The sequence below is a fragment of the Mesorhizobium sp. M0830 genome, from assembly GCF_040319965.1.
Taxonomy (GTDB): domain Bacteria; phylum Pseudomonadota; class Alphaproteobacteria; order Rhizobiales; family Rhizobiaceae; genus Mesorhizobium.
Genome location: NZ_JAMYOR010000083.1, coordinates 1 through 22397, shown reverse-complemented (window position 1 = coordinate 22397; position 22397 = coordinate 1). Strand labels below are relative to the sequence as shown.

Sequence of the window (22397 nt, the reverse complement as noted above, 5' to 3'; positions counted from 1 at the left end):
ACGGCCGAGGAAAACTCGACCTACTCCAGGCGCGCGTCATCGGTTCTGCGTAGGCCCCATCACCACCAAAAGTGCGTCAGAGCCCATTTTGCACGCCGATTCACAATCCAGCCCAGATCGCGGTTCGATGGCGCGGACAAGCACGGCACTGCCGGGCAGGCACACGGCATTCAGGCACCAATGCAGGCCGTAGGAGCGATAGACGTACGCGCTGCCTGGCGCGCCGAACATCGCGCCATTGCGCACGGTCCTGCCACGGAAGGCGTGCGAAGCCGGATCATCGGCGCGATAGGCCTCGGTCTCGACGACGATGCCGCCAACGCCGTGCAAATACAGCGTGGCGCCGATCATATCGCGTGCGACGATGACGGCGTCTCGGGCAAAGAATTGGTGATGCATGGTCAATGGGCATCGCATGTCCGCGCCTGAACCCGGGCGACGTCAGGTTTCTGGACCAGGAACAAAAATGTCCAGCCACTGCTGAGTCGCGAAGCTCGATCGATGGGTTCAACGCAGCATTGCTGCACCGATGAAGACTATAACGGCCAGCGCCACGATCGCGGCAATCACCAGGACCGGCCATATCTGCGTGGCTGGATGTGGGGCTGGCCGTTCAGCGGGCGCATCGCGTTGGCATAGCCCGCCTCGTTGGTAAACTTCGGCGTGTCACGCGGCGGAGCCGGGGCTCTCACCGGAGCGCTGCCGGCGGATTCAGCGTCAGTCTCCACGGGGGCGGTAGCCGGGTCGAAGCCGGGGGTCTTATCGCCTTCGCGCCCGGCGTCGATATCTCCCCTTGCCTGTGCCGGGCTTCGCTGAAGAGGTGCTGCGTCGGTCATTGTCGGAAGTCCTTTCAAAGCATTGCTGTCAACCCATCTAACCTGATTGCCGTTTCAAAGTTCCGGCGTGCGGAAACCGGCCAAGCCTCCTTCCAGGAACAACCGGCGATCGAGCGGGTTGGGCTGCCGGCGATAATTCGCAGCTGAGATCTGGGAGAGCGAACGATGGACTTGGTGGGTCGTGTGCCGACATGGGCGGTAGCAACAGCGTCAAGGCAGGTCGAGAGTGGTCACGCCTGCACAGATCGCACATGGCGGCCACTAGTGGCCCGCGGCACAGCAGCCGCATTATCCGTCGGCACCTCATTCCCGGCTTCATGTCGCACCTGATCGCGACTGCGACGATTTCCATACCCGGCATGATCTCGGCGAGACGGCGCTGAGCTTCCTCGGGCTCGGCCTGCGGCCACTTTCACGGCAGGAAAGTTCACATCATGGCGAGCTCAACGCGAAAGCGAGCTCGCCAGATTGCAGGTGTTGTCCTGAGTGCTTCTTCTGAAACAAGACCCTGATGTCCAGATTGTCCCAGTGTCCGCCGTAGAGAAATGCGGCAATACCGGTGATCCGCCGGCAGACGCGGATGTGCATTTTCACGGGCACGATCCCGAGGAAGCGCTACACGCAGATCCGGCAGGCGGTGCGCGGTCGCACAAGCAAAAATCTAATCGCACCTCGAAATGCATTGGACCCAAGGCGGCTGAACCGGACCGCCCGCCAATTTCTATCCCTCGTCATCGTTGCCGAGATGCATAGGCGTTATCTGCTGGCGGGCTTCTCTGGTCACCTCGTCGGCTCCAGCGGGTGTGAGCCCTCGCAACGCCCTTGCGGCTTGGATCAGGTGAGCGCGATCATTGCCGAAGCTCTTGATCAGCTGGCGCACCTGGTCGGCCGTTACGCCATTCTGCTGGGCAAAATACCGGAGTTCGGTCTCGTCCTCCGCGTAAAGCTGGTCGCGATCATGCAAGTCTCGCTTGCTTTTGTCGTTAGGCATCTGGTCCTCCTGGTGGAGCTTCGCATCAGTGGGAACGTAGGCAAGGGGCTTTCGTTGCGAAGGTCAGGCCAAATCGCGAAATGCGTTAGGCGAGAAAATTTCGAACGCTTGCCGATAGCTCGAAAGGAACTGGGGCGAGGGCCCTCTTGTCGTGTTGGCGAAGCTTCTCTGGTGGAGTTGGTCACGACCGGCCTTGCCTTTGTCAGCCTGCGCCGTCGTGCTGGGGGTGCTGACAGCTGGACTTCTGAAAAATACCCGCATTTTGGACAGGCACGCCGGCCCGGTGAGCCTTGGCTAGGTACTCTTTAGGAGCGCCAAGATGCGCTGATCCTAAAGGAACAGATGAGCCTTTCGGGAGTTGGCATGGAGGAGCCTGATATCAAAAGGGCCACACGCGGCCGGTTTCGTTCGCAGGAACGACTTCAGGTTCCAGGATGTCAAATCGCAACGTGTAAAGATGAAGATAGCCCAGATTGCGCCCCTCACCGAATCCGTTCCACCCCGGCTATACGGTGGGACCGAGCGGATAGTTTCATACCTGACCGAAGAGCTTATCAAACAAGGTCACCACGTGACCTTGTTTGCCAGCGGTGATTCACGCACTGCGGCTGAACTGGTGCCATGTTGCGACGTTGCATTGCGTTTCAATCCCAATGTGCAGAACCATATCCCCCACCATATCCTGATGCTCGAACGCGTACGTGAACGAGCCAATGAATTCGACGTGCTGCATTTCCACGTCGATGTCCTTCATTTTCCGATTATCCGAGATTTTGCCCGGCAGACCGTAACGACTCTCCATGGCCGGCTTGACTTGGCCGATCTGGCCGACCTCTATACAGCCTTCAGTCAAATTCCCTTGGTCTCGATCTCCTTGGATCAGCGACGGCCTATGCCTCCGGTCAATTGGGTCGGAATGGTCCATCACGGGCTTCCTCGCGATGTTCTCCCTTTCCGCGCCAAAGGCTCCGGCTATCTCGCGTTTCTCGGCCGCATCTCGCCGGAAAAGGGACCACAAACTGCAATAGAGATCGCGGTTCGCGCCGGGATGCCGCTGAAGATTGCTGCCAAGGTCGACAAGGTGGATAAATCATTTTGGGAGGAGAGCGTTGAACCCTTGGTGCTTGGAAATTCGAACGTAGAGTTTCTCGGCGAGATCAACGAAGCGCAAAAAGCGGAGTTTCTAGGGAATGCGACAGCGCTTCTGTTTCCGATAGACTGGCCGGAACCCTTTGGACTGGTGACCATCGAGGCAATGGCCTGTGGTACCCCCGTGATCGCTTTCAACCGCGGCGCTGTTCCAGAGGTCATCGACAATGGCGTCTCTGGATCGATAGTAAACGGTCTTGACGAAGCTGTGGACGCAACCCGACGCATAGGTGCACTCGATCGTGCACGGGTGCGGCAGACTTTTGAACAGCGGTTCTCGGTCGAGCGGATGTGTGGCGAATACGTCGAGATATATCGGTCGCTGATGGAGGGCAAACGAGAACGTTTGGCCCATCAGGCAGAGGCGTAGAGCACATACCGATGTGGCCATCTGTATCTAACCGGGTCCTGAACTCCTCCCGTACTCGGGTCAAAGTTATGCCCCAACTATTTGCCAATAATTCCGTTGAGGCTTCTCTGCGGTCCAAACCGCGAGCATGCGAGTTGGATAATGAGGCATTGTTGACTCGGCTGCTTCGCCAGCGGCACCAGCCGGAATAGATACGCGCCTAAACCACCTGGTCTCACCAGCAGGAGGGGTGATATGAAAACGGAAGTCGAAGAACACAAGCTTGATCCAGCGCTCGCGATCCCGCCACTCGACGAATCCGCACCACGCGAGCCGCAGCGGCAGTTCGCACTGAAGCATGAGGACTGCTTCATCGTTGCCGACGGCTATGGTGACATACGAGGCACTGGCGACGGCCTCTTCCGAGATGACACGCGTGTGCTGTCGCGCTTCCGGCTGTGGATCGGCGGCCGTATACCCTCGTTGCTTGGCGTTTCCTTGTCCCAAGACAATATCCTGTTCACGGCCAATCTGACCAATCTCGCCGCGCTCGGGCCAGACGGCGGTGAAGCTCCCGCGAGCGCCATCCACATCGATCGGACCCGTTTCATCTGGCAGGACCGTATGTTCGAGCGCATCACGTTTACCAACTACTCCGCCCGCGAGATCTCGTTGCCGGTCCAGCTGGACTTCGACGCGGACTTCCGGGATATGTTCGAGGTGCGCGGCACCACGCGGAGCCGTCGCGGTCGCGCCCATGACGCGCTGATCGGTGAGTCAAGTGTCACGTTTAAGTATGAAGGACTCGACAATGTGGCGCGTCAGTCGGTTATCGCGTTTTCCATAAAACCCGATCGGCTCCATCCAAATCACGCCGAGTTCCTCATTCTGGTGCCGAGCCGTGACCACAGGATACTGTATTTGGAGGTCGGCCACGGCGAAGAGGTCCCGTCCAGTGATCGGTTTCGTGCAGCCGCTGCGCGAGCTCGATTTGCGATGCGGTCGAAGCGCCGCCAGGGCGCGACCGTTTTCAGTTCCGGCCGCGTTTTCAACGATTGGCTGACCCGCACGCGTGCCGACATCGCGCTGCTGACGACCGACCTCGAGACGGGACCGTATCCCTATGCTGGCATTCCGTGGTTTTCAACGGCATTTGGTCGCGACGGAGTCATCTCCGCTTTGCAGATGCTCTGGCTCAATCCCGAGCTTGCCCGTGGCGTGCTAGCGTTTCTCGCCCGCTATCAATCGACCGAGACTTCCGTCTTCGGAGACGCGGAGCCAGGAAAGATCATGCACGAAACGCGCAAGGGCGAGATGGCCGTGCTTCGCGAGCTGCCGTTCGGTCGATACTATGGTGGCGTCGACACGACTCCGCTCTATGTCTATCTCGCTTCGGCCTACGCCGATAGGACTGGAGATGAGGAGTTTGTCGATAAGATCTGGGATTCACTGGCAGCTGCCACTGCATGGATGGAAGACGTCGGAGCCCGCAACGGGGAGGGGTTCGTAACGTACCGCAGGGCGGCAGACACCGGCCTCTTCAACCAAGGATGGAAGGATAGCGCCGATGCAATCTTCCATGCCGACGGCACAATTCCCAAGGGACCGGTCGCTTTGGTCGAAGTGCAGGGTTACGTCTTCGCAGCATACAAGGGCATGGCGGCATTGGCGGCCAAACGCGGCGACGATGACAAGGCGGCGCACTGGACGGCTATGGCAGAGAGGGTTCGCAAGGCGGTGGAGACGCATTTCTGGATGCCGGACCGCGACTTTTATGCTTTGGCCATCGATGGCGACGGCAGCCAATGCGCAGTTCGCGCATCCAATGCCGGTCACCTGCTTTATGTCGGGTTGCCGTCAGCGGAAAGGGCGCAGGCCATGGCGACGCAGCTCCTGTCGGGGCATTTTCACAGCGGCTGGGGCGTTCGTACGCTGGCCGCCGACGAGATCCCCTTCAATCCGATGTCTTACCACAACGGCTCGATATGGCCCCACGACACGGCGATTTGCGCCTCTGGCCTTGCCCGTTATCAGGAGCGCGACAGCGTGGTGAAGCTGATGAGCAGCATGTTCGAGGCGGCTGTCCGCTTCAATATGCGGCTGCCGGAGCTGTTTTGCGGCTTCACCCGTGCCGCCAGCGATGCGCCGGTGGCCTATCCGGTTGCCTGCCTGCCGCAGGCGTGGTCGGCCGGCTCTGCCTTTATGATCCTACAGGCCTGTCTAGGCATTCGTATTGACGGCTGGAAGCGCGAAATCAGCGTAGAATTTCCGCGCCTGCCAATAGGCATCGACAATATCGTGATCCGACATCTGGCGGTCGGCCAAGCGAGAGTCGACCTGACGTTCCAGCGCATCGGCGACCGCATTGTCTGCTATCTCGACCAGAACCATGAAGGGCTCGTTCCATTGCTGGTGCGTTCCTAGCAGCTGAACGACGCCGCCAGCAAATTTCAGCACCGTGCGGTCGATATCCGCCTGCTCGAGTTCGGACTGACATTGATCGGCTTCGTGACCTTGCTTCCACCCGTGGTATGCGCACGCAAGGGCGGAAAGCTGTACCTCTGCGGGTGTTCGGTCAGTCTAGCGATCGCAGTCCGCCAGGCTTGGTCCGCTGAAGGTTCAGTCACCTATCGCTTCCCAACTGCTGTGCGATCTGGGGTTTCAATTGGCCGGAAAATTGGAACCACACAGGTGCGTAACGGCGCGTCGGCCATCGCTCTTTTGTTGTTTGCGAACGCAACATTAGCGACCCAGCTTCTCGTGGCCTACCGCGGGCTGGACGGCCACCGGCCCGATATCTGGCGGCCGTTCTATGTTGCTCAACGGAGATGTCGCTACGAGAACTGCATTTGGCTTTTCCCGCCCTCACCTTCGACCTGATGGAGAGCGCGAGCCGGCCGACAGGCGTCCGTGGCTGGCCACCGTATGACCACCGCCAAGCCCGCAGAAAGCGCTTAGCCGACGTTCTCTCCTGAATGGTCGAAGTGTATCACTAGGCCGGCGGCAACAGCGCGCTCGGCGATCATGTTCACGAGATGGCCATCACAAACCGAAGGTGACGGAACAACCTCCTTCAGGGCTCTAAGGGCAAGCTGCGTCGACAAAAGGCCCTGCCGTTTGCGAGTACAGATGTATTGGTCAATCAACGATTCGAGTGGCATGAAGGAAGTCCTCCGGGTCGGATGGAGGTTCATAACCCGGCGGCGGATCGGGTGCATTTACATTAGTTAAGGCGATGCTAATTGTTCGGCGTGGATCGGAAAGCACTCCATCTCCGACCCAGCACTTAACCACGCAAGGATTGATGCGGGTTCGGAGGAAGAACCCACCGCGGCCTGCCAGTCGGAGCACGGAAGGAGTAACGCATGACCAAAGCCTCGCCCTGTTTCGACCGAAAACCTTGGCCCAACGGGTGACCCTCCATGAGCCCTGTGCCCCGAAAAGGACGGCCGAATTTTTATCTCGCTTACGGAAGCGCCTTTCAGGGCTCCATCGGGGTTGCCTTGATGGAGTCGCGGACGATTGGTAGCCGGTTGCTGAAGATATTGCCGGCGCAAACGGTGAGTTTCGCTAGGGTCGACGACGCTTGGCTTTGATGGCAGCAAGATTGACCGGACGAAAATTCCAGCTGTCGACGCCGACGTCGTACTGGCGCGTCATCGGCTTCAAGCGGCCGTGCGAATGGCCGTGCAGATTTATAGATCGCTTGCCGATCTGGTTCCAGGTGCGAAAGGGATAGTGGCAAAGCACAAAAAGGCAGCCGTCAACAGTGAGCTCTTTATAGTGGCTCACACTTGCCCAAGCTGCGGCAGCAATGGTGGCTGCGCCATCGTTGTTGCCTACGATCAGGTGCTTGCGGCCGTTGAGGGAAGACAGTAGGGAAGACACGGTCGCGGGCGAATGCTTTGCAAAGTCGCCGAGGTGCCAGACCTCATCATGCGGGCCAACGGTTTCGTTCCAAAGAGCAGCCAACGCCAGGTCATGCGCTGCTAACGAACTGAAGGGACGGCGGTCGAGCCGCAGAATGCGCGGATCGCCAAAATGTGTGTCGGAGGTGAAGAAGATCATGCTCGACGATCGTTTCGAATAGCGATTGCACCTCTATCTGCGACCGCCGAAGCGCCCTTTGATTTCCCCGTTCATCCTGATGCGAGCATCCCTGAGCATCTTGAGTGCCTCGTGTTTGGTGAGGCCGCACCTGCGCGCGAAAAAGCTCGCTTCAATCGCCCTTTCACGATCTGCCTGGGACGCGGTGCGTTGCTTGATCTTCTTGCCCATCGATCTCTCTATCGTCCGCCGACAAGATGGACGGATCGGGTTCCTGTGTTGTTTCCGCACGCGCTCTCGCGCCGAAAAACGCGGTGGCGCAAGGATAGCATTCAGCGGGCTGAGTATCCTCGTAAAGCCAGCTAACAAGTCCACAGCTTGGCACCCTGCCGTACAGATAGCGATCCAAGCCCGCGCCGTTGGAGTGTGCGGCGCGGGCGATCGGGATTTCCGATCTGCAGCTGGGAGGATCGCTGCCTTGCTCCAACTATGGGCCGGGCATTTTGTTCCGGGCATGTTTGTTCGCCCGTCAACACATTGGTACCCGAAAGGATGGCTTTTGGGAGAATTCATCCAACGCAAAGTGATGCTGTTCGCGTGCTCATCACGCCTCCACACGCGTTGTCCTGCTGGCCAGCAGCCGACCGGTCTTGTGAATACCTACATCGTTACTCATTCTTCGGGAGAAGGGGTTGTCGCAGTTGTCCTCCCAATGCGAGCGGGACACCAGGAAAGTCTCATTCCATCGATTTGACCTGGAGACAGATGCTGAGCCGCAGAAGCTTTTCACCATTTTCGTCCCGAACCTCGACGAACAGTTGCTGTCCGTCGATATCCCGCAATTCGTCTTTCGCCAGGTCTTTCAGGCCCTCAATGCCCGCGCGGCGCGCTCCTTCTATTCCCGTGCATTCAACGCCTATCTCGTCCTCGAAGACAGAGTTGCTGTCGCCACTGTCAAAGAAGTATTTTGCCATAAGAGAGCTGCCGTCACTATAAAGCTTCGGGGTTCCTTTGGTGCAGATAGGTCGGATCGAAGTCTCCTGCGCGAACAAGATTTGGCCAATCCAGTGCATGTACCGTTGGGCCTGAGGTGGCGATGAGGCCCTTCCGTCGCAGTTCCTGAAGCATTCTGTTCACGTGGACCGTGGATAAACCCAGCGCATCTCCAAGCGCCGCCTGCGTAATCGGAATGTCGGCTATGTGATCCTTGATGCGTCCTACCGAACGCAAGCGGTAGATCAGCTCACAAAGGATGTGAGCCATACGCGTGAAAGCCTCGCGCCTTCCGACATTGGTGACCCATTCCCTGTATATGGCCGCGTCGATCAGCGTCGAGCGCCAGAACGCGGTCGCGATGCGGGGGTGCTGTTCGCAAATGGCGCGCAGAGCATCGTGGCGCATGAAGCCTAACCGGGTCGGTATGAGCGTCGAAAAAGTGCAATCGATCACCGAGAGGTGCAGACTGTGCAGGTCCGGGAGGTCGCCAGCCACAAAAAAGGATGTGATTTGCCGTTTGCCTTCGCCCGTGACTTTGCTTGAGCCCACCAAGCCGTCGATAACGACGAACGAATTAACAGGGCGATCGCCCTCGATCACGACGTCTTGATTGGCCTGAAACGTCTTCTCCTGGATCGAAATGCCTCTCAAAATTGCGAGGTCGACCTCTTTGACCTCAGCAATTCTCTGGAGCTTGCGGACAAGTACATCTGTGGGTGAGGTGGGGGACAAATTCGCTGACCTGGGTACGTTGCAATATCGAACTTCCATTCAAGCCAAATGTTCCGGACGGTGGTATCTCACGGCCAAGTGCCTTTGGATTTGGTGCCTGCTATGAATTTGGCCAGGCGGGATCAAACCGTGTCGGTGCAATATCCCGTTCCAACAACTCGCCGAGAACAGCGGCTGCTCGGCGGCAGATCTCTGCCACCTCTTGCGGATCCAGACGCTCAGCATGATCTGCTGCGTGCAAGAGGTCCGTCAACGCCTCAAGACTCCGAATTTGCAGATACGGCATAGTTTGACCCCATCGATTTGAAGTGAGCCATATGTCAGCCGAGCTGTCCGCTCATTAACCTATGACATCGCGAGGCTGGAAATTTTGAAGTGTCGAACGGCTTCGCAGCACAAAGGAGATTGCTCGGATTCAGGTTTTAGCCGACGGAACACAGCCGCTCCGCTGCCGTTCTGGCAGTGATCGCAAGGTGCGCCAATGAACAGACCCATCCCCAAGAGAGAAGCTGCTGGGCAAACTTGCCCATCCAACGACCGCGTGGCGGAGGGAGAAGATGACGGCTCTCCGCCGGCAGCTGCGGTTGCGGCAGCCCTAGTCAGCGTTCTTGAAAACAAGGGGATCGAAGACTTGCTCCATATAGCCGGTTCGAACCGCGAGGCCGAGGATGTTGCGCAGGCCCTGCGGCAGTTCCTGCCTCAAGCAGAAATTCTCTTGCTACCGTCTTGGGATTGCCTGCCCTATGACAAGGTTTGGCCAACACGCGACAACATGGGAAGGCGGCTCCGCGTCCTGCACGCGATCACGCAAGCCTCCAAGCTCCGGCGCATTACCGTCACGTCGATCGAATCCGCCCTCCAGCGGGTGCCGCCGCCTTTAGCCATTGCCCGAGCCTTCACCACTTTGCAGGTGGGACAAACGCTTGACAGAGAGCTCTTCAAAACCACGGCAGAGCGAATTGGATACGTGGTCGACGATCGGGTAGACGAACCGGGCGAAATCGCCCTGCGGGGCGACCTCATCGATGTTTTTCCCGCCGGCGATGTCAGCCCGGTTCGCATCGTTGTGGATGCCCAGACCTCCATCTCTGAGCTCAAGACCTATGACCCGATCAGCCAAAGGAGCGAGCGATCTCATGACCTGGTCCTGCTCGGGCCGGCATCCGAGCTCATCTTTCAGGCCGGCAATCACCCTGAGGTAGCTGCGATGCGCACGACCTCGATGGAGGAGCGCCTCGTCTCCCTTTATGGCAGCCTGCCATCACTGTTCGATGTCGCGTGGGGTGCTTCGATCTCCTTCCTGGCAGGCCTTGAGGGCTCTCCACTGGCCCGCATTCTGGATCTGGTGGAGGACGCGAGCCGTGCCCGGCGGGAGATCGCTGGATCGGCGAAACCCTTGCCGGACCAATTCTATCTCTCGCGTGACGATTGGAAGGAGGCGGTTCGAAATCGGCAGTGTTTGAGGCTTTCGGCTGCTACGGCTCGAACTCCCAAATTTTTCCAGGCGTCGCGGTCAGGGCATGAATTCGCTGAATATGTGAAGACTCAAACGAGCTCGGGCGTCAGCGTGGTGGTCACAGGACGCGCGTCGGAGCTGCAACGAGCAGACAAGCTGCTCGTGCGAAAGCTTGGCAAACGGATGGAAAAAGTCGCCGACTGGGCGCAAATCCGTTCGGCTGCCGGAGGCTCCCTTCTCAAGGCCGAATTCAACATCGAGGAGGGATTCGCCGACCCGAAGTCGCGCCTTGCCGTGATTGCGGCGGCGGACATATTCGGGCCGGTCTTGAGAGCGCAAGGCAACTCGCCTCAGAGTGTGCTCGACCCCGAGCTGCGAATTGGCGATGTCGTTGTACATGAAGAACACGGTCTCGGCGTGCTTGCTGCGGTCGAGCAGGTCGATTTGGCCGGCCAGCGACAAGACATTGTCAGGCTGGAATACCGCGACGGCGCGTCGCTGCTAGTCCCGGTCAGTGACTTCTGCCGCATATGGCGCTACGGTTCAGATCCGGGTGCAGTACCGCTCGACCGGCTCGACGGCGATGGCTGGTCGAAACGGCACCGGGCTGCGTTCCTCGAGATCGGCAGACTTGGCAGGCGCCTAGTTGCCCTGTCGAACGCCAGGTCGAATGAGCCGGCCGAGATCATCAGGCCGCCGCGTGCCGACCTTGCTCGTTTTGCGGCGCGATTTCCCTATGCCGAGACCCCCGACCAGGCCGAAGCCATCCGCGCGGTGCTCGACGATCTGTCGTCAGGCAGAACGATGAACCGGCTGATCTGCGGCGACGTCGGATTTGGCAAGACAGAGATAGCGCTACGTGCATGCGCAGCCGTCGCGTTGTCGGGCAAGCAGGTTGCCGTCGTAACCCCGACCACGGTGCTGGCACGCCAACACTACGAGACGTTCAGCCGCCGCTTCGCGGGAACGGGTCTCCAGGTAGCCCATCTTTCGCGAGTGGTGGGAGCTTCAGAAGCAAGAAAGGTGAAAGAAGGTCTGCGCGACGGCCGCATCGCTGTGGTCGTGGCCACGCACGCCGTTGCCGCCAAGGGCGTCACCTTCGCAGATCTTGGACTGCTTGTGATCGATGAGGAGCATCGTTTCGGCGTCAAGTTGAAGCAGGCCTTGCGAAACCTGGCGCCTCGCCTTCACACATTGAGCATGAGTGCTACGCCCATACCTCGCACGCTCCAATCCGCTATGGCCGGCATACAGGAAGTCAGCGTGCTGAACACGCCGCCCGCCAGGAGGCGCCCCGTTCGCACGATGCTGGCGCCTTTCGATGCGGGATCGGCGCGGGCTGCCCTTTTGCGCGAGTACCGCCGCAGCGGGCAAAGCTTCTTCGTCGTTCCGCGGATCGAGGACATCGAACCGATCGCTCATCTGCTTGACAGTTTGGTCCCTGAACTCACGGTCAAGACGGCACATGGCAAAATGAAGGTGCGCGTGCTGGACGAAATCGTCGTGCGTTTCGCCGACGGTGATGGCGACGTGTTGCTCAGCACCGACATTGTCGAAAGCGGTCTCGATGTGCCTCGGGCGAACACCATCGTGATCTGGCGTGCGGATCGGTTCGGTCTTGCTCAACTGCACCAGCTGCGCGGTCGTGTGGGAAGAGGGCGGGTTCAGGGCGTTGCATTTCTTCTGACGGAGCCCGATGCCGTCCTGGCCGACGAGACGAGGGCCCGACTCTCGACGATGCTTGCGTTGGACCGGCTAGGTTCCGGTTTGTCCATCAGCCAAAGGGACCTTGACCTCCGCGGTGCCGGGGACATTTTCGGTGAGGAGCAGGCGGGCCACATGAAGCTGATTGGCGCAGGCCTGTATCTCCACCTCCTGGAGCGAGCAGTCTCGCGTGCTGCTGGTGCGCCCAACCCCGACAAGCAACTTGCCGAAATCAATGTGCAGGTCACGGCTGCATTTTCCGAGAGCTATGTGCCCGAGCCCGCGGTTCGTCTCAGCCTTTACACGAGGTTGTGCCGGATGAGCTCGGAGGCAGACATCAGCGCATTCGCCGATGAGCTCGAAGACCGCTTCGGGACCATGCCTGGTGAAGTGGCAACTTTGCTGAAACTGACCGCGTTACGAATAGCAGCGGCGGAAATGGGCGTCAGCAAGGTTGATGTCGGGCCGGAATCGATCGCAATGAGCTTTCGTACAAAATCGACGGCATCGCAGTGGCGCGGCATCAAAGCGGCCGAAGGGTTCGGCTTTCGGAACGGCCGCTTGATCTTCAGGCGATCTCAGTCCGCCGCTCCAGAGCTCGGGGCTGTTCGCTCGGCGCTGGACGCCCTGCGTTCCGCAAAGTCGAGCCATGACAGGTGATCCCTCCAACCCGCGTGATCGCGGGATGAGGAGAGTATGCGTGCTGCAGTGGCATTCGCGCTGGCCTTGTCGCCCGGTTATGGCTCGCACACATCGGCAATCCAGCCGGCCTTTCGCCGGATACGAAGATGGAGAAGCCGGGCGTTCCCGCGGGACGAATTACCAGGATCGGTGTTTGCCATGCTGGTCGCCGCCGGCGGAGTGTCGGAGGTGGAACTCGGCCGGTTCGCCGACGGCAGGCCGAGCCGGCGAGGACGCCGAAGGGTTTCCCCACCGCCAAGGTCCGCTCCTCGCCAGTGCCGAGGTGCCGAAACCCGCGACGTCAACGCTCATTTGAGAACGGATGCCTCCACGGCGGCCAACGGCGCTTCCAGCGTCCAGGTGATCCCATGCGAGGCGTGCTCAAGAGTCCCCTTGCCCCCAACTGCCTGGGGCGCAACTCGCTTCAGCACCACTGTTCCAAAGCCGCCTTCTCCGACGGTCTGCACCTGCGGCCCGTCTGTTTCGGCCCAAGTGAGATGAAAGAACCTCTCTGCTCTGGAACCCGTGATATCCCACGTGACGGAAATGTTGCCTTCATCTCCTGACAGCACCCCGTATTTGGCTGAGTTGGTCGCGAGTTCGTGAAAGGCAATTCCGAGATACTGGACCGCGTTGGGGCTGAGGACAATGGACGGTCCGGACATGGAAATGCGCCCCTCATTGCCGAACGGTTTGGTTTGCGACAGCAACAGTTCGAAAAGGGTGACGCCTCTCCAATCGCCCAACACGAGCAAGTCATGCGAGAGTGATAGAGCCATGATCCGCTCGCGAACCTGCCGTTCGAAGGCCGAGGGATTTTCGGCGCGCTTGTTGGTTTCCCGGATCATTGAAAGGATGACAGAATACTGGTTCTTGACCCTGTGGTTGACCTCCCGCATCAGCAACCGGATACGATGCTCGTTTTCCCGCGCCGATGAGATGTCGCGTGCGATCTTCGATGCGCCGATGATGTGCCCGGCAGCATTGCGCACGGGCGATACCGTTAGCGAGACCGGAACCAGAGTGCCATCTTTGCGCTGGCGGATCGTTTCGTAGGTCTCGACCCGTTCGCCACGGCGGATGCGTTCCAGGATACGCGGCTCTTCGTCCTGATTGTCATCCGGGATCAGCATGGTCACCGACCGACCTATGGCCTCCTCGGCGGTGTACCCGAACAGCCGTTCGGCGCCCCGATTCCAACTCTTGATGATGGCATTCAGATCTTTGCTGACGATTGCGTCGAACGAGGATTCCACGATGGCGGACAAATGGTGCCTGGCTTCCTCCGAAACCTGGCGTTCGGTCAGGTCAAACAGCATGTCAACGGCACCGATCAAATTGCCGTTCTCGTCCCGGATCGGAGTGGGATAAGGCTGGAACGGGAAGAAGGACCCGTCCGGACGCTGCGCTATGGCGTGCTCATTGCGCACAGCGCGGTTTTCTCTGAGCGTGATCGCCATTGGGCACTCGTCATGTGGCAATTCCTTGCCGTCAGGAGTGAAGAGCTTGAATGTCACGCACCATTTGTCCTTGCCGATCTCGGGCTCTCTACCTGCAAGCTCAGCGGCGGCGCGGTTGTAATAGGTGATCGTCCCGTCCTGGTCCGTCGTGTAGATGGCGACGGGGAGGTTATCGAGGATCTGGTGATAGGTGCTGTCTTGCCGCCTGAGCTCTGCCCGCGTCCGCTCGAGGTCGGTCACATCCATGGTGAAACATCGGATGTTGATCAGCTTGCCATCCCGGAAATGGCCGCTCGACGTGATTTCGACATGTTTGATTGAGCCATCGCAGGCCCTAAGTCGCGCCGGGTATCTCGCGATCTTCTCGCCACGGTTGAGGCGCCCCAAGATATCGTCGATCACCTCCCGGTCGGGATAGAAGTCGGCAATGTGGCGACCGACATAGGCTTCTGCGGAATAACCGAGAAGGTCGAGCTCAGCTTTGTTGGCACGCAGAATGACACCATCTGCGCTCAACAGATGAAGCGCAGCGGCACCATTCTCGAAGAAATCCTGGTAGTCGAATTCGCGACCATCCTCACGGGAGGTTTCCGGGTTCTTGTAGGCGATTACATTCGCCCGCGGTACTTCATTCATCCCAAGGCCTCAACTCGACCGCCCTCAACGCGGCCAAGGACGATTCGTTCCAGCCACTCGTCCCCGAAGCCCAGCAGAGGCTATCGGAGAAGCTGACGGTGGGCTCGCACCGAAGGCCGTGCGGCAAGCAGAGCAAACCGAGTGCCAGCGTCAGCGGATGGCTGCTGCGCAAAACACAGGAGCTGTTGGCAAAGCGCCGTGAGCGCGAGCGCAATGGCGCGACCGGCCAGCGCACGTAATGGACCACTCCACGCCGTTCGTACCAGCGGAACGGGTGGGAGCAAAGGCGAAGGCAGTTTGGGGGGTGTCGCATGGGCGACGATCCACCCGCCCAAAACGAAGGCGCAGTGAGTGCTCCCGGTATTCCGCTACCAGTTGGGACAGCCGTTCCTGCCAATACTCCCGAGCATGCGATCGTGGTGCCACCGGTCCTTGGGCCATCCGAAGCCGGGATAATGACCCCACAAGGGACATCGCTTTGGATCTCCGGGACCCCTGAAAGCGAAGGCGGTCCGCCAGCCGCAGTCGTGCGAGCCTGCCGCGCGGCGATACCATCGGCTGCGGCGCCATTCGGCCCTGTGCGTTTACACGCATCGAGCGCAGGGCCCTTGCATCGAAGCGGGGTATACTGCACGGCGAAGATCGAGATGCGAACAGCTACGCAGGACAGAGTGGGATCGACGTTAGGCAATCGGTTGCCGCCTCGACCGCGCGGGCAGGGGCACTGGAGTAATTAGAGCTGTCCGTTGAGAGGGACACAGCGCCATCCGTCTGGGGTTGAGCGGACATTGCGGCGCGGCAGGCGCTCAAAGGCACACACGTCGACCAGAACATCCCCACAGGACAACTGGCAGTTCGATGATTGCATCGCTCCACCCAACTGGCCGGACGATTTTGCTTCGACTCGAAATCATTAATCCAAGTGGCGCTTGAGAGCCTAAATCAACCCGTTGCGCACGTTCAGGTGGGTGAACGCTGTCAGCAGAATGGCGCCGATCATGAAATACAGGGTTGATTCAATGTGGCCGCTTTGGAACTGAATCCCAGCGCACAGCAGGGCCAGCACAACGGCAAGGAAAGCGATGATGCGCGAGAAGTCGTCGGACATGGGCGACCTTTGTGATTTGGCGGCCACCCTCAATTGGCCCGCGCGCTCAATATGACAAACTTTTCCTTTTTGCAACCTCGGCCCGTACAGACTCTTGGCCGGATGAACCCGCCGCTCCTAACTTTTCCAGCGCGCCTTGATCGCGGCAGGTGTGGCGTGGAAAGGAATCAGCGCTCAAAACGGGGACCTTCTGCTTCCTGCACATTCCTGCCGATTCTCAAGCAGCACAAACACTGCCGCAATTTTTCCCGAGACAAGGGCAGGGCTTCCGGGGAAATAGCCGCCCTAAGATGCGCTCAGCAGAGCGAAGCACTGCGGTGGCTGGACCACCTGCAGTCGTGTAGTCACATCATTTGGCCAACTGGCGCCAGGTACCTTGGGCGCCTGGCGTGGGACGGAAACTTCTGCTTGTCGCCGGTCTTATTGGACGAGACCGTGTTTGGAGACAGACTGTCGATGAGCCAATCAACTTGCGATGTGTTGCGAGGCGGGGCTGACGCTCTCGGGGAAACGAAGTGGGGAATTGCTACACAACATGCTCGTCTTCGCAGTGCTCATTTTGTGCAGCGCGATCTACCGGTTTCGAAAGTGCTTGGTAGGAGTACCACTCCGCGCTGGTGGACTGACAACTACAACAATACCAAATGATGGTGACGGCCAGCCACATCCAAAAGGCGGGCCGTCGAGGCTTACCCGGTTTGTCGAATGCGCTCGGTCACTTATTGCAGTGCTGCGTGTTCGATGTGACCGCACCGCTTGCAGTGTTGTTGTCTAGGTCATTGCCGGCGGAGTCCTTGCAACGGTCGCTCGCGCCGTTCGGTTTTCCAGTGGTCGAATTTGTCGTCGTAGAGTTGGTCGAATTCGGATCAGTTGTGATGGCGTGTCTTGTGCCTCAAAGCCGAGACGAACGGCTCTAGCCACCGCTCCAGACCGAGTTCGAAAGCTGACATTCGGGCCACCGCGCCAGAGAGCCGCCAATCACTCAATTGTCTGGGAATTACCAAGCCTCGGCTATCCGGAACAAATTACCCTACAGCAGCTTTGGGCAATCGAGTTAACGCTCGTGCGGCGGGTTCACCAATCGATGTATGCCGCCGCGAACGAATGCGGCCTCGGCCGGCAGGAGAAACCCGATGTTTGCAGATGAAATTGCAACAAGACGCCTGAAAATGCTGGTCGAGCAATATGTCGAAACCAGAAAAAGGCGACATGACGTCATTTCTACCTCGACGGCAGAATCTGCAATTCGGGAGGTACTCCCGAACTGCCCGATTTCCGGAAAAGCCTTTGATGACCTGATCGCAGCCAGCGCCATCGCACATGGTCTAGGCGTACGGTTTGACAGATCGATCTCAACGGAGAGCCCTGGCTGAGTAAGCTATTGAGGGGTTCACGCGGCCGCGTGGATATCCACGTTTGGTACGTTTCCGACGCTATTCAACATGCGTGCCGCATTTAAAAGTCGAGCAACGCGGAGCAGCCATGCCGAGATTCTTCTTTCACATTCGGACCCGGGACGGCCAGCTCCTCAAGGATCCAGAGGGGCAGGAGTGCGCAAATTTGCAAGTGGTAGAAGACGATGCCATGGCGTCCGCCAAGGAAATCCTGGCCGAAGGACTGTTGGCCGGGAAGCCGCTCCTCACCGGCAATTCGTTCGAAATCTTCGATGAGCGCGACGTCCTGGTCTTGGAATTCCCCTTTTCACGCGCGGCGGAGAAGCCGGGTGCCCGTCCGTAAATGCCTAACGTGATTAGGCGTTGTTGCCCGCAGAACCTATATGTGACCTATCGTTCGCACGTTTTCACGGGCGCGAACGGCTGGGAGATCACTGAGCTCTTGCCCTATGAAGGGTGGAGTCATGTCTAACCAGCCAAACATCACCTATCGCAATGCCCTGTTGAAGCGACTTTCTCGCGCAGACCTCGACCTACTCGAGCCACATCTGAAACGGGTGGATCTGCCGTTGCGCACTCCCCTTGAAACCGCCAAGTTCCCGATCGAATACGTCTATTTCCTGGAAAGCGGCATCGCCTCCGTCGTTGCTAAGATTCCGAAAGGCCGCGATACGGAAGTCGGCCTGATAGGTCTGGAAGGCATGACCGGCGCACTGGTGGTGCTTGGCGGCGATCTAGCCGCACATGACACCTACATGCAGATTGTCGGGGAGGGCTTCCAGGTGCCTGCGTCAGCGTTGTCGGCAGCCATGTCCGAAAGCGCGACCCTTAAAGCCCTGCTGCTTCTCTACGTCCAAACGCTCTTTATTCAGACCAGCTACACCGCCCTGGTGAATGCCCGGTCGAAATTGGACGAACGGTTAGCGCGCTGGCTGCTGATGTGCCAGGACCGGGTGAGGGATGACAGATTTGCTATCACCCACGAGTTCATTTCCGTCATGCTCGGCGTGCGGCGCCCCGGCGTGACCGTCGCCATCCAGGAACTTGAAGGCAAGGGGCTGATCAGAGCGAACCGTGGTGAAATTCTTATCCGGGATCGTGATGGCCTCTTTCAGATCGCAGACGGCACCTATAGCGAGCCGGAACATGAATACGAGCGGCTGCTCGGCAAAATCTAGCCATAGTCGGCAGCAGCGGCGAAGGTGACGATCGCAACGACCGTCCCGTCGTCGAGCGCGACCTCATACAGCATCACGTATCAAAGGTTTCCCCGCGCGCAACTGCTCCGCCATCAGGTCCTTGGCAGCCCAGCTTGTCCCTAGTACTAATAAGCTGTGCGAGCAGATTTTTGAGCTCCGGCTTTGCGTCGGGAACTCTACCGCCGTGGTGTGGGGCATCACTTATGGAAGAGAACGCTATCAGGCTCGAAACGTACAAGTCCTTATCGCATGTTCTGATTACCGCAGCTGCGACGTCATCTCACGGCCCTAATTGTTGCCGACACTCGAAATCGGCTCCCTACCTGCGGGCGCAGCGATGAAGAGCTGATTTACAAGAAGACAGGCAACAGCCGCCGCGCAGCTGCTCCTCGGGCACAATAAGCTTGACAGCACCGTCCGCTATCTTGGCATTGAAGTGGACGGCGCATTGGCTATTTCCGAACAGGTCGAATTGTAAGCCGTCGCGGAGCGGCGCTCCGTGACCGATCCAGACGCTACAGATCCGTTCGTGAACGTCCGGAACGGTGATGGATAGCAAGCGTTCGCGCCGAACGAGCGCTTCTGCAAACGCTGCGCTGGCACTTGGCTATCTCAACGCATGGAAGTTGGGCAACGGATATGGTAGCCTGATCTCGTGTCCAAAAAACCGTCATACTGGTGGACGGGGACATTGCTATGTGGCCGAACCGACGCATCCTTGATCTTTTCGGCATCGAGCTGCCGATCCTGCAGGCGCCGATGGCGGGTTCGTCCGGGCCTGAACTGGCGATCGCGGTCTGCGAAGCGGGCGGGCTCGGCTCGCTGCCATGCGCCATGCTGGCCGACGACAAGATACGCGCTGACTTCGGTATCGTCCGGCAACGCACCAGCCGGCCGCTAAACCTCAATTTCATGTGCCACGTGCAGCCGGTTGCCCATGCGGATAGCGAAGCGGCCTGGCGCAAGCGCCTCGCGCCTTATTACAGCGAGTTCGGCATCGACGCCGATGCGATTCCCTCCGGTCCAGCCCCCATTACCTTCAACGAATCGGGATGCGCCATCGTCGAGGAACTTTCACCGAAAGTGGTTAGCTTCCACTTCGGCCTGCCGGAACTGCACCTGTTGGAGCGGGTGAAGGCCACCGGCGCGAAACTGATTGCCTCGGCGACGACCGTCGAAGAGGCGCGATGGCTCGAAGTGCGCGGCTGCGACGCAATCATCGCGCAAGGCGCGGAGGCAGGAGGCCATCGCGGGGTCTTTCTTGGCTCGGATATTTTGAGTCAGCCTGGCACATTCGCGCTGGTGCCGCAGATCGCCGATGCAGTCGCAGTGCCGGTGATCGCGGCGGGCGGCATTGCCGACGGGCGCGGCATCGCCGCCGCCTTCATGCTCGGCGCGTCGGCAGTGCAGATCGGCACCGCCTACCTGCGCTGTCCAGAATCTCTGGCCAGCGCGGTCCATAAAAGCGCGCTGGCATATGCGCACGATGACGGGACGACACTTACCAACGTGTTCACCGGGCGTCCGGCACGGGCTATCGTCAACCGCTTCATGCGTGAAATGGGACCGATGGGCGCCAGCATCCCGGACTTCCCGCTCGCAACCTCCGCCGTGATGCCCCTCAGGACCAAGGCCGAGGCATCGGGGTCAGGGGATTTCTCGCCGCTGTGGGCCGGACAGTCGGCCGCGCTTGGCAAACAGTTGCCGGCGAGAGAACTGACGCTGAAATGGACCGCGGATGCGACACAACTGATGGGGCTGCAGGTGCCCGATCGGCTTGGCTGACCAGGCAGTCTCTAGGTTAGAATTCGGGGGGTCGCCATTGGCAGATGGTGTGGCGTCTAGCGGCTGTGAGTAAGCTCCTGGCGCACTCAATCAGAGCAGTTAGAGCTACCACACCTGAGCGATATTCCTCGCCCTGACCCGAACTCACCACTGCGTTCCGACAGCCGACTGCGACCCCCGAATTCATGAACGCGCTCGAAATTACCCGATCTCAGGTCAACGCGACCGTGACAGGATCATCCGCTGGGCCAACATCGAGTGCACTACCGAGTGCTTGGCTGGGTGGGGAATTTCCTTCGGTCGATGAAGCCGCGCGGACGGGCGGCTGACAGCACTGCGGGGCACGTCGGGCCGCATAGGCGCGGTTTTAGCTCACGGGATTGGCTGCTCCCCATTTGTGCGACGTCCGGAAGCATCCACACCGTATTTCCGGCTCAAGTTCACCGCATCGATGAGGCGAAGGCGGCTGACCAAGGGCGGCATAGGGCGGCATCACGCGTTTCGTAACGGTCGCCCAAATAGCGCCGAGAGCGGCGTAAAGACGGTATCCGGGGTATCAAAGTTTGATTTCGCTCCCGCCGATCAAGCTCGCACCTCACGGTGTGATCAGCCTGCCACGGTTGGCGCTTGCTCAGCGCGCCGCTCTCCTGATTGTCGCCACATCTCGTAGGCCAGCGGCCACAGCGCCAGCATCGTCGCTGCGCTCCCGATGTAGAATAGGACCGCGCCGAGCGGCACAAAGCGCACGGCGGCCATAACAACAAGCGCTCCGAGCACCAGAGCACGCAGACGCTTAACCAGAATCCCGCTGTGAACGATCCCCAGCACAAATGCCAAGGCTGCAAAGCGGCTGATGCGCAAACTGCTGAAAAAGCAGAGTCATGCACCGCGCGTGATGATCACCGACAAGCTCGGCTCTTACGTGAAAGAGCGTGGCGGGGAAAGTGAAACAGGTGGCAAACGGATCGTGGATGGAAACGAACCGCTTAAGTTGGCCGGATGGCTTGAAGCGCTTCATGATCCGCTGTGGCTGGTCGAGAGATCATGCCGCAGGTCGAACATCGCCGGCACAAGGGATTGAACAACCGAGCGGAGAACTCGCACCAGCCGATACGACGACGAGAACGATCCGCCGACCATCGTGAACTGCGCTTCGCTGCCACGGAAACTTGGCGCGAAATCACTCACGTCACCGCTGGCATGAAACTTGGGTGAGGACGCCACCACTTTACCCTGCAAGCGATAACTTTACGGTGCCGTCGCATGCGTGGAAATACTGGCGGGGTTCGAGCACCGTCACACGGGCGACCCGCAGATGCTTTTTTCGTGTTATGATGGGCTTGCAACGCGCGTAATTTCGACCTCGGCGTTATGGCAGAGGCCGAACGCCATTTTGCCCGGCGCAGGAAGGTTTGCGCCCCCAGCACGGACTCAACACCGAAGCGCTGGGCGTGTTGCCTCTTCTTGACTGATCCGGGCGAGGAGGTTGTCCATGTCCACGAGTAATGTCGACCGCCCGCTGCAGCCGGGCGACCGGGCACCGAATATTATGCTCGACGCGATCTCGCGCGAAGGCAAGATCGCGCTCGATGATTTTCGAGGCCGTAGCCCGTTACTGATCGGATTGTTTCGAGGCCTGCACTGTCCGTTCTGCCGGCGCCATGTCGCGGCGATGGCGCAGCTCAACCCGGCCCTGAAGGAGAAGGGCGTCGAATGTCTCGCAGTGGTCAAGACGCCGGTCGAACGTGCGCGGCTTTACTTCCGTTACCATCCGCTACCCAATCTTCTTAGAGTCCGTTTTGAAATTCACGGATGAGCGTTTCGGCGGATGAGATTGCCACCCATTGCGACAAGGATCATGGCTTGCGAGACGT

The 22397-nt window shown here is 59.3% G+C and carries 18 protein-coding genes and 4 pseudogenes; 12 read left to right on the top strand and 10 right to left on the bottom strand.

The window, feature by feature from the left end; genetic code table 11:
• Positions 1–36 precede the first annotated feature (36 nt).
• On the bottom strand, positions 37–399 hold the full coding sequence (locus tag NKI20_RS30645; RefSeq protein WP_502898178.1) for a DNA-3-methyladenine glycosylase: 363 nt from the start codon (positions 397–399) through the stop codon (positions 37–39).
• Positions 400–501: 102 nt separating this feature from the next.
• On the opposite strand from NKI20_RS30645, the gene NKI20_RS30640 reads away from it, so the two are divergent.
• Both NKI20_RS30640 and NKI20_RS30635 read left to right on the top strand, forming a co-directional pair.
• Complete coding sequence (locus NKI20_RS30640; protein ID WP_352837563.1) at positions 502–639, top strand: hypothetical protein; 138 nt, start codon at positions 502–504, stop codon at positions 637–639.
• 475 nt (positions 640–1114) lie between these two features.
• Positions 1115–1245, top strand: a pseudogene (locus NKI20_RS30635) (ABC transporter permease); the annotation flags it as partial.
• A gap of 23 nt (positions 1246–1268) precedes the next feature.
• Here the strand turns inward: NKI20_RS30635 and NKI20_RS30630 are convergent.
• A complete protein-coding gene (locus NKI20_RS30630; RefSeq protein WP_198032274.1) occupies positions 1269–1430 on the bottom strand; it encodes a hypothetical protein in 162 nt (53 codons plus the stop codon).
• Positions 1431–1557: 127 nt separating this feature from the next.
• A complete protein-coding gene (locus tag NKI20_RS30625; protein ID WP_352837560.1) occupies positions 1558–1827 on the bottom strand; it encodes a DUF3606 domain-containing protein in 270 nt (89 codons plus the stop codon).
• 457 nt (positions 1828–2284) lie between these two features.
• Here NKI20_RS30625 and NKI20_RS30620 point away from each other — a divergent pair, with 457 nt between their 5' ends.
• Positions 2285–3346, top strand: coding sequence for a glycosyltransferase family 4 protein (locus NKI20_RS30620; protein WP_031260979.1), 1062 nt, complete (start codon positions 2285–2287; stop codon positions 3344–3346).
• 234 nt (positions 3347–3580) lie between these two features.
• Complete coding sequence (locus NKI20_RS30615; protein ID WP_023761988.1) at positions 3581–5749, top strand: amylo-alpha-1,6-glucosidase; 2169 nt, start codon at positions 3581–3583, stop codon at positions 5747–5749.
• Between the two features lie 1146 nt (positions 5750–6895).
• Here the strand turns inward: NKI20_RS30615 and NKI20_RS30610 are convergent.
• The 4 genes from NKI20_RS30610 to NKI20_RS30595 all read right to left on the bottom strand — a co-directional run bounded on the left by NKI20_RS30610 (position 6896) and on the right by NKI20_RS30595 (position 9100).
• On the bottom strand, positions 6896–7393 hold the full coding sequence (locus NKI20_RS30610; RefSeq protein ID WP_023761986.1) for a metallophosphoesterase family protein: 498 nt from the start codon (positions 7391–7393) through the stop codon (positions 6896–6898).
• A 33-nt stretch (positions 7394–7426) separates the two neighbouring features.
• Positions 7427–7603, bottom strand: a complete 177-nt coding sequence (locus NKI20_RS30605; protein ID WP_023761985.1) for a hypothetical protein — start codon at positions 7601–7603, stop codon at positions 7427–7429.
• Between the two features lie 506 nt (positions 7604–8109).
• A complete protein-coding gene (locus NKI20_RS30600) occupies positions 8110–8346 on the bottom strand; it encodes a DUF6894 family protein (RefSeq protein WP_031260977.1) in 237 nt (78 codons plus the stop codon).
• A gap of 16 nt (positions 8347–8362) precedes the next feature.
• Positions 8363–9100, bottom strand: a complete 738-nt coding sequence (locus NKI20_RS30595; RefSeq protein ID WP_352486200.1) for a Crp/Fnr family transcriptional regulator — start codon at positions 9098–9100, stop codon at positions 8363–8365.
• A gap of 481 nt (positions 9101–9581) precedes the next feature.
• Between NKI20_RS30595 and NKI20_RS30590 the strand changes: the two genes are divergently transcribed.
• Positions 9582–12920 carry a DEAD/DEAH box helicase gene (locus NKI20_RS30590; RefSeq protein WP_352837554.1) on the top strand — a complete coding sequence of 1113 codons (3339 nt, stop codon included), beginning with the start codon at positions 9582–9584 and terminating at the stop codon, positions 12918–12920.
• A 329-nt stretch (positions 12921–13249) separates the two neighbouring features.
• Here the strand turns inward: NKI20_RS30590 and NKI20_RS30585 are convergent, their stop codons facing one another.
• Both NKI20_RS30585 and NKI20_RS30580 read right to left on the bottom strand, forming a co-directional pair.
• Positions 13250–15037, bottom strand: coding sequence for a PAS domain S-box protein (locus NKI20_RS30585; protein WP_352837551.1), 1788 nt, complete (start codon positions 15035–15037; stop codon positions 13250–13252).
• A 937-nt stretch (positions 15038–15974) separates the two neighbouring features.
• A complete protein-coding gene (locus NKI20_RS30580) occupies positions 15975–16145 on the bottom strand; it encodes a hypothetical protein (RefSeq protein WP_023761979.1) in 171 nt (56 codons plus the stop codon).
• A gap of 1133 nt (positions 16146–17278) precedes the next feature.
• On the opposite strand from NKI20_RS30580, the gene NKI20_RS30575 reads away from it, so the two are divergent.
• The 5 genes and pseudogenes from NKI20_RS30575 to NKI20_RS30555 all read left to right on the top strand — a co-directional run bounded on the left by NKI20_RS30575 (position 17279) and on the right by NKI20_RS30555 (position 20523).
• A complete protein-coding gene (locus NKI20_RS30575) occupies positions 17279–17518 on the top strand; it encodes a hypothetical protein (RefSeq protein WP_084025654.1) in 240 nt (79 codons plus the stop codon).
• 109 nt (positions 17519–17627) lie between these two features.
• A complete protein-coding gene (locus NKI20_RS30570; RefSeq protein WP_023761978.1) occupies positions 17628–17882 on the top strand; it encodes a DUF6894 family protein in 255 nt (84 codons plus the stop codon).
• A 121-nt stretch (positions 17883–18003) separates the two neighbouring features.
• On the top strand, positions 18004–18717 hold the full coding sequence (locus tag NKI20_RS30565; RefSeq protein WP_023761977.1) for a Crp/Fnr family transcriptional regulator: 714 nt from the start codon (positions 18004–18006) through the stop codon (positions 18715–18717).
• 369 nt (positions 18718–19086) lie between these two features.
• A pseudogene (locus NKI20_RS30560) lies at positions 19087–19216 on the top strand (tyrosine-type recombinase/integrase); the annotation flags it as partial.
• Positions 19217–19434: 218 nt separating this feature from the next.
• Complete coding sequence (locus NKI20_RS30555) at positions 19435–20523, top strand: NAD(P)H-dependent flavin oxidoreductase (protein ID WP_352837546.1); 1089 nt, start codon at positions 19435–19437, stop codon at positions 20521–20523.
• Positions 20524–21129: 606 nt separating this feature from the next.
• On the opposite strand, the gene NKI20_RS30550 is transcribed toward NKI20_RS30555, so the two are convergent.
• Positions 21130–21360: a hypothetical protein gene (locus NKI20_RS30550; protein ID WP_352837543.1), complete on the bottom strand. Its 231-nt coding sequence runs from the start codon at positions 21358–21360 to the stop codon at positions 21130–21132.
• Between NKI20_RS30550 and NKI20_RS30545 the strand changes: the two are divergent.
• Both NKI20_RS30545 and NKI20_RS30540 read left to right on the top strand, forming a co-directional pair.
• A pseudogene (locus NKI20_RS30545) lies at positions 21353–21738 on the top strand (hypothetical protein); the annotation flags it as partial. The gene NKI20_RS30550 and the pseudogene NKI20_RS30545 sit on opposite strands and share 8 nt — an antisense overlap.
• Positions 21739–22015: 277 nt before the next feature.
• Positions 22016–22312: pseudogene (locus NKI20_RS30540) on the top strand (redoxin domain-containing protein); the annotation flags it as partial.
• Between the last annotated feature and the right edge of the window lie 85 nt (positions 22313–22397).

What these genes read in the sequence shown, in the direction of transcription:
- NKI20_RS30645 (WP_502898178.1), bottom strand. Translation starts at nt 399, where the DNA reads ATGCATCACCAATTCTTTGCCCGAGACGCCGTCATCGTCGCACGCGAT.
- NKI20_RS30640 (WP_352837563.1), top strand. Translation starts at nt 502, where the DNA reads ATGGGTTCAACGCAGCATTGCTGCACCGATGAAGACTATAACGGCCAG.
- NKI20_RS30625 (WP_352837560.1), bottom strand. Translation starts at nt 1,827, where the DNA reads ATGCCTAACGACAAAAGCAAGCGAGACTTGCATGATCGCGACCAGCTT.
- NKI20_RS30620 (WP_031260979.1), top strand. Translation starts at nt 2,285, where the DNA reads ATGAAGATAGCCCAGATTGCGCCCCTCACCGAATCCGTTCCACCCCGG.
- NKI20_RS30615 (WP_023761988.1), top strand. Translation starts at nt 3,581, where the DNA reads ATGAAAACGGAAGTCGAAGAACACAAGCTTGATCCAGCGCTCGCGATC.
- NKI20_RS30610 (WP_023761986.1), bottom strand. Translation starts at nt 7,393, where the DNA reads ATGATCTTCTTCACCTCCGACACACATTTTGGCGATCCGCGCATTCTG.
- NKI20_RS30605 (WP_023761985.1), bottom strand. Translation starts at nt 7,603, where the DNA reads ATGGGCAAGAAGATCAAGCAACGCACCGCGTCCCAGGCAGATCGTGAA.
- NKI20_RS30600 (WP_031260977.1), bottom strand. Translation starts at nt 8,346, where the DNA reads ATGGCAAAATACTTCTTTGACAGTGGCGACAGCAACTCTGTCTTCGAG.
- NKI20_RS30590 (WP_352837554.1), top strand. Translation starts at nt 9,582, where the DNA reads ATGAACAGACCCATCCCCAAGAGAGAAGCTGCTGGGCAAACTTGCCCA.
- NKI20_RS30585 (WP_352837551.1), bottom strand. Translation starts at nt 15,037, where the DNA reads ATGAATGAAGTACCGCGGGCGAATGTAATCGCCTACAAGAACCCGGAA.
- NKI20_RS30580 (WP_023761979.1), bottom strand. Translation starts at nt 16,145, where the DNA reads ATGTCCGACGACTTCTCGCGCATCATCGCTTTCCTTGCCGTTGTGCTG.
- NKI20_RS30575 (WP_084025654.1), top strand. Translation starts at nt 17,279, where the DNA reads ATGTTTGCAGATGAAATTGCAACAAGACGCCTGAAAATGCTGGTCGAG.
- NKI20_RS30570 (WP_023761978.1), top strand. Translation starts at nt 17,628, where the DNA reads ATGCCGAGATTCTTCTTTCACATTCGGACCCGGGACGGCCAGCTCCTC.
- NKI20_RS30565 (WP_023761977.1), top strand. Translation starts at nt 18,004, where the DNA reads ATGTCTAACCAGCCAAACATCACCTATCGCAATGCCCTGTTGAAGCGA.
- NKI20_RS30555 (WP_352837546.1), top strand. Translation starts at nt 19,435, where the DNA reads ATGTGGCCGAACCGACGCATCCTTGATCTTTTCGGCATCGAGCTGCCG.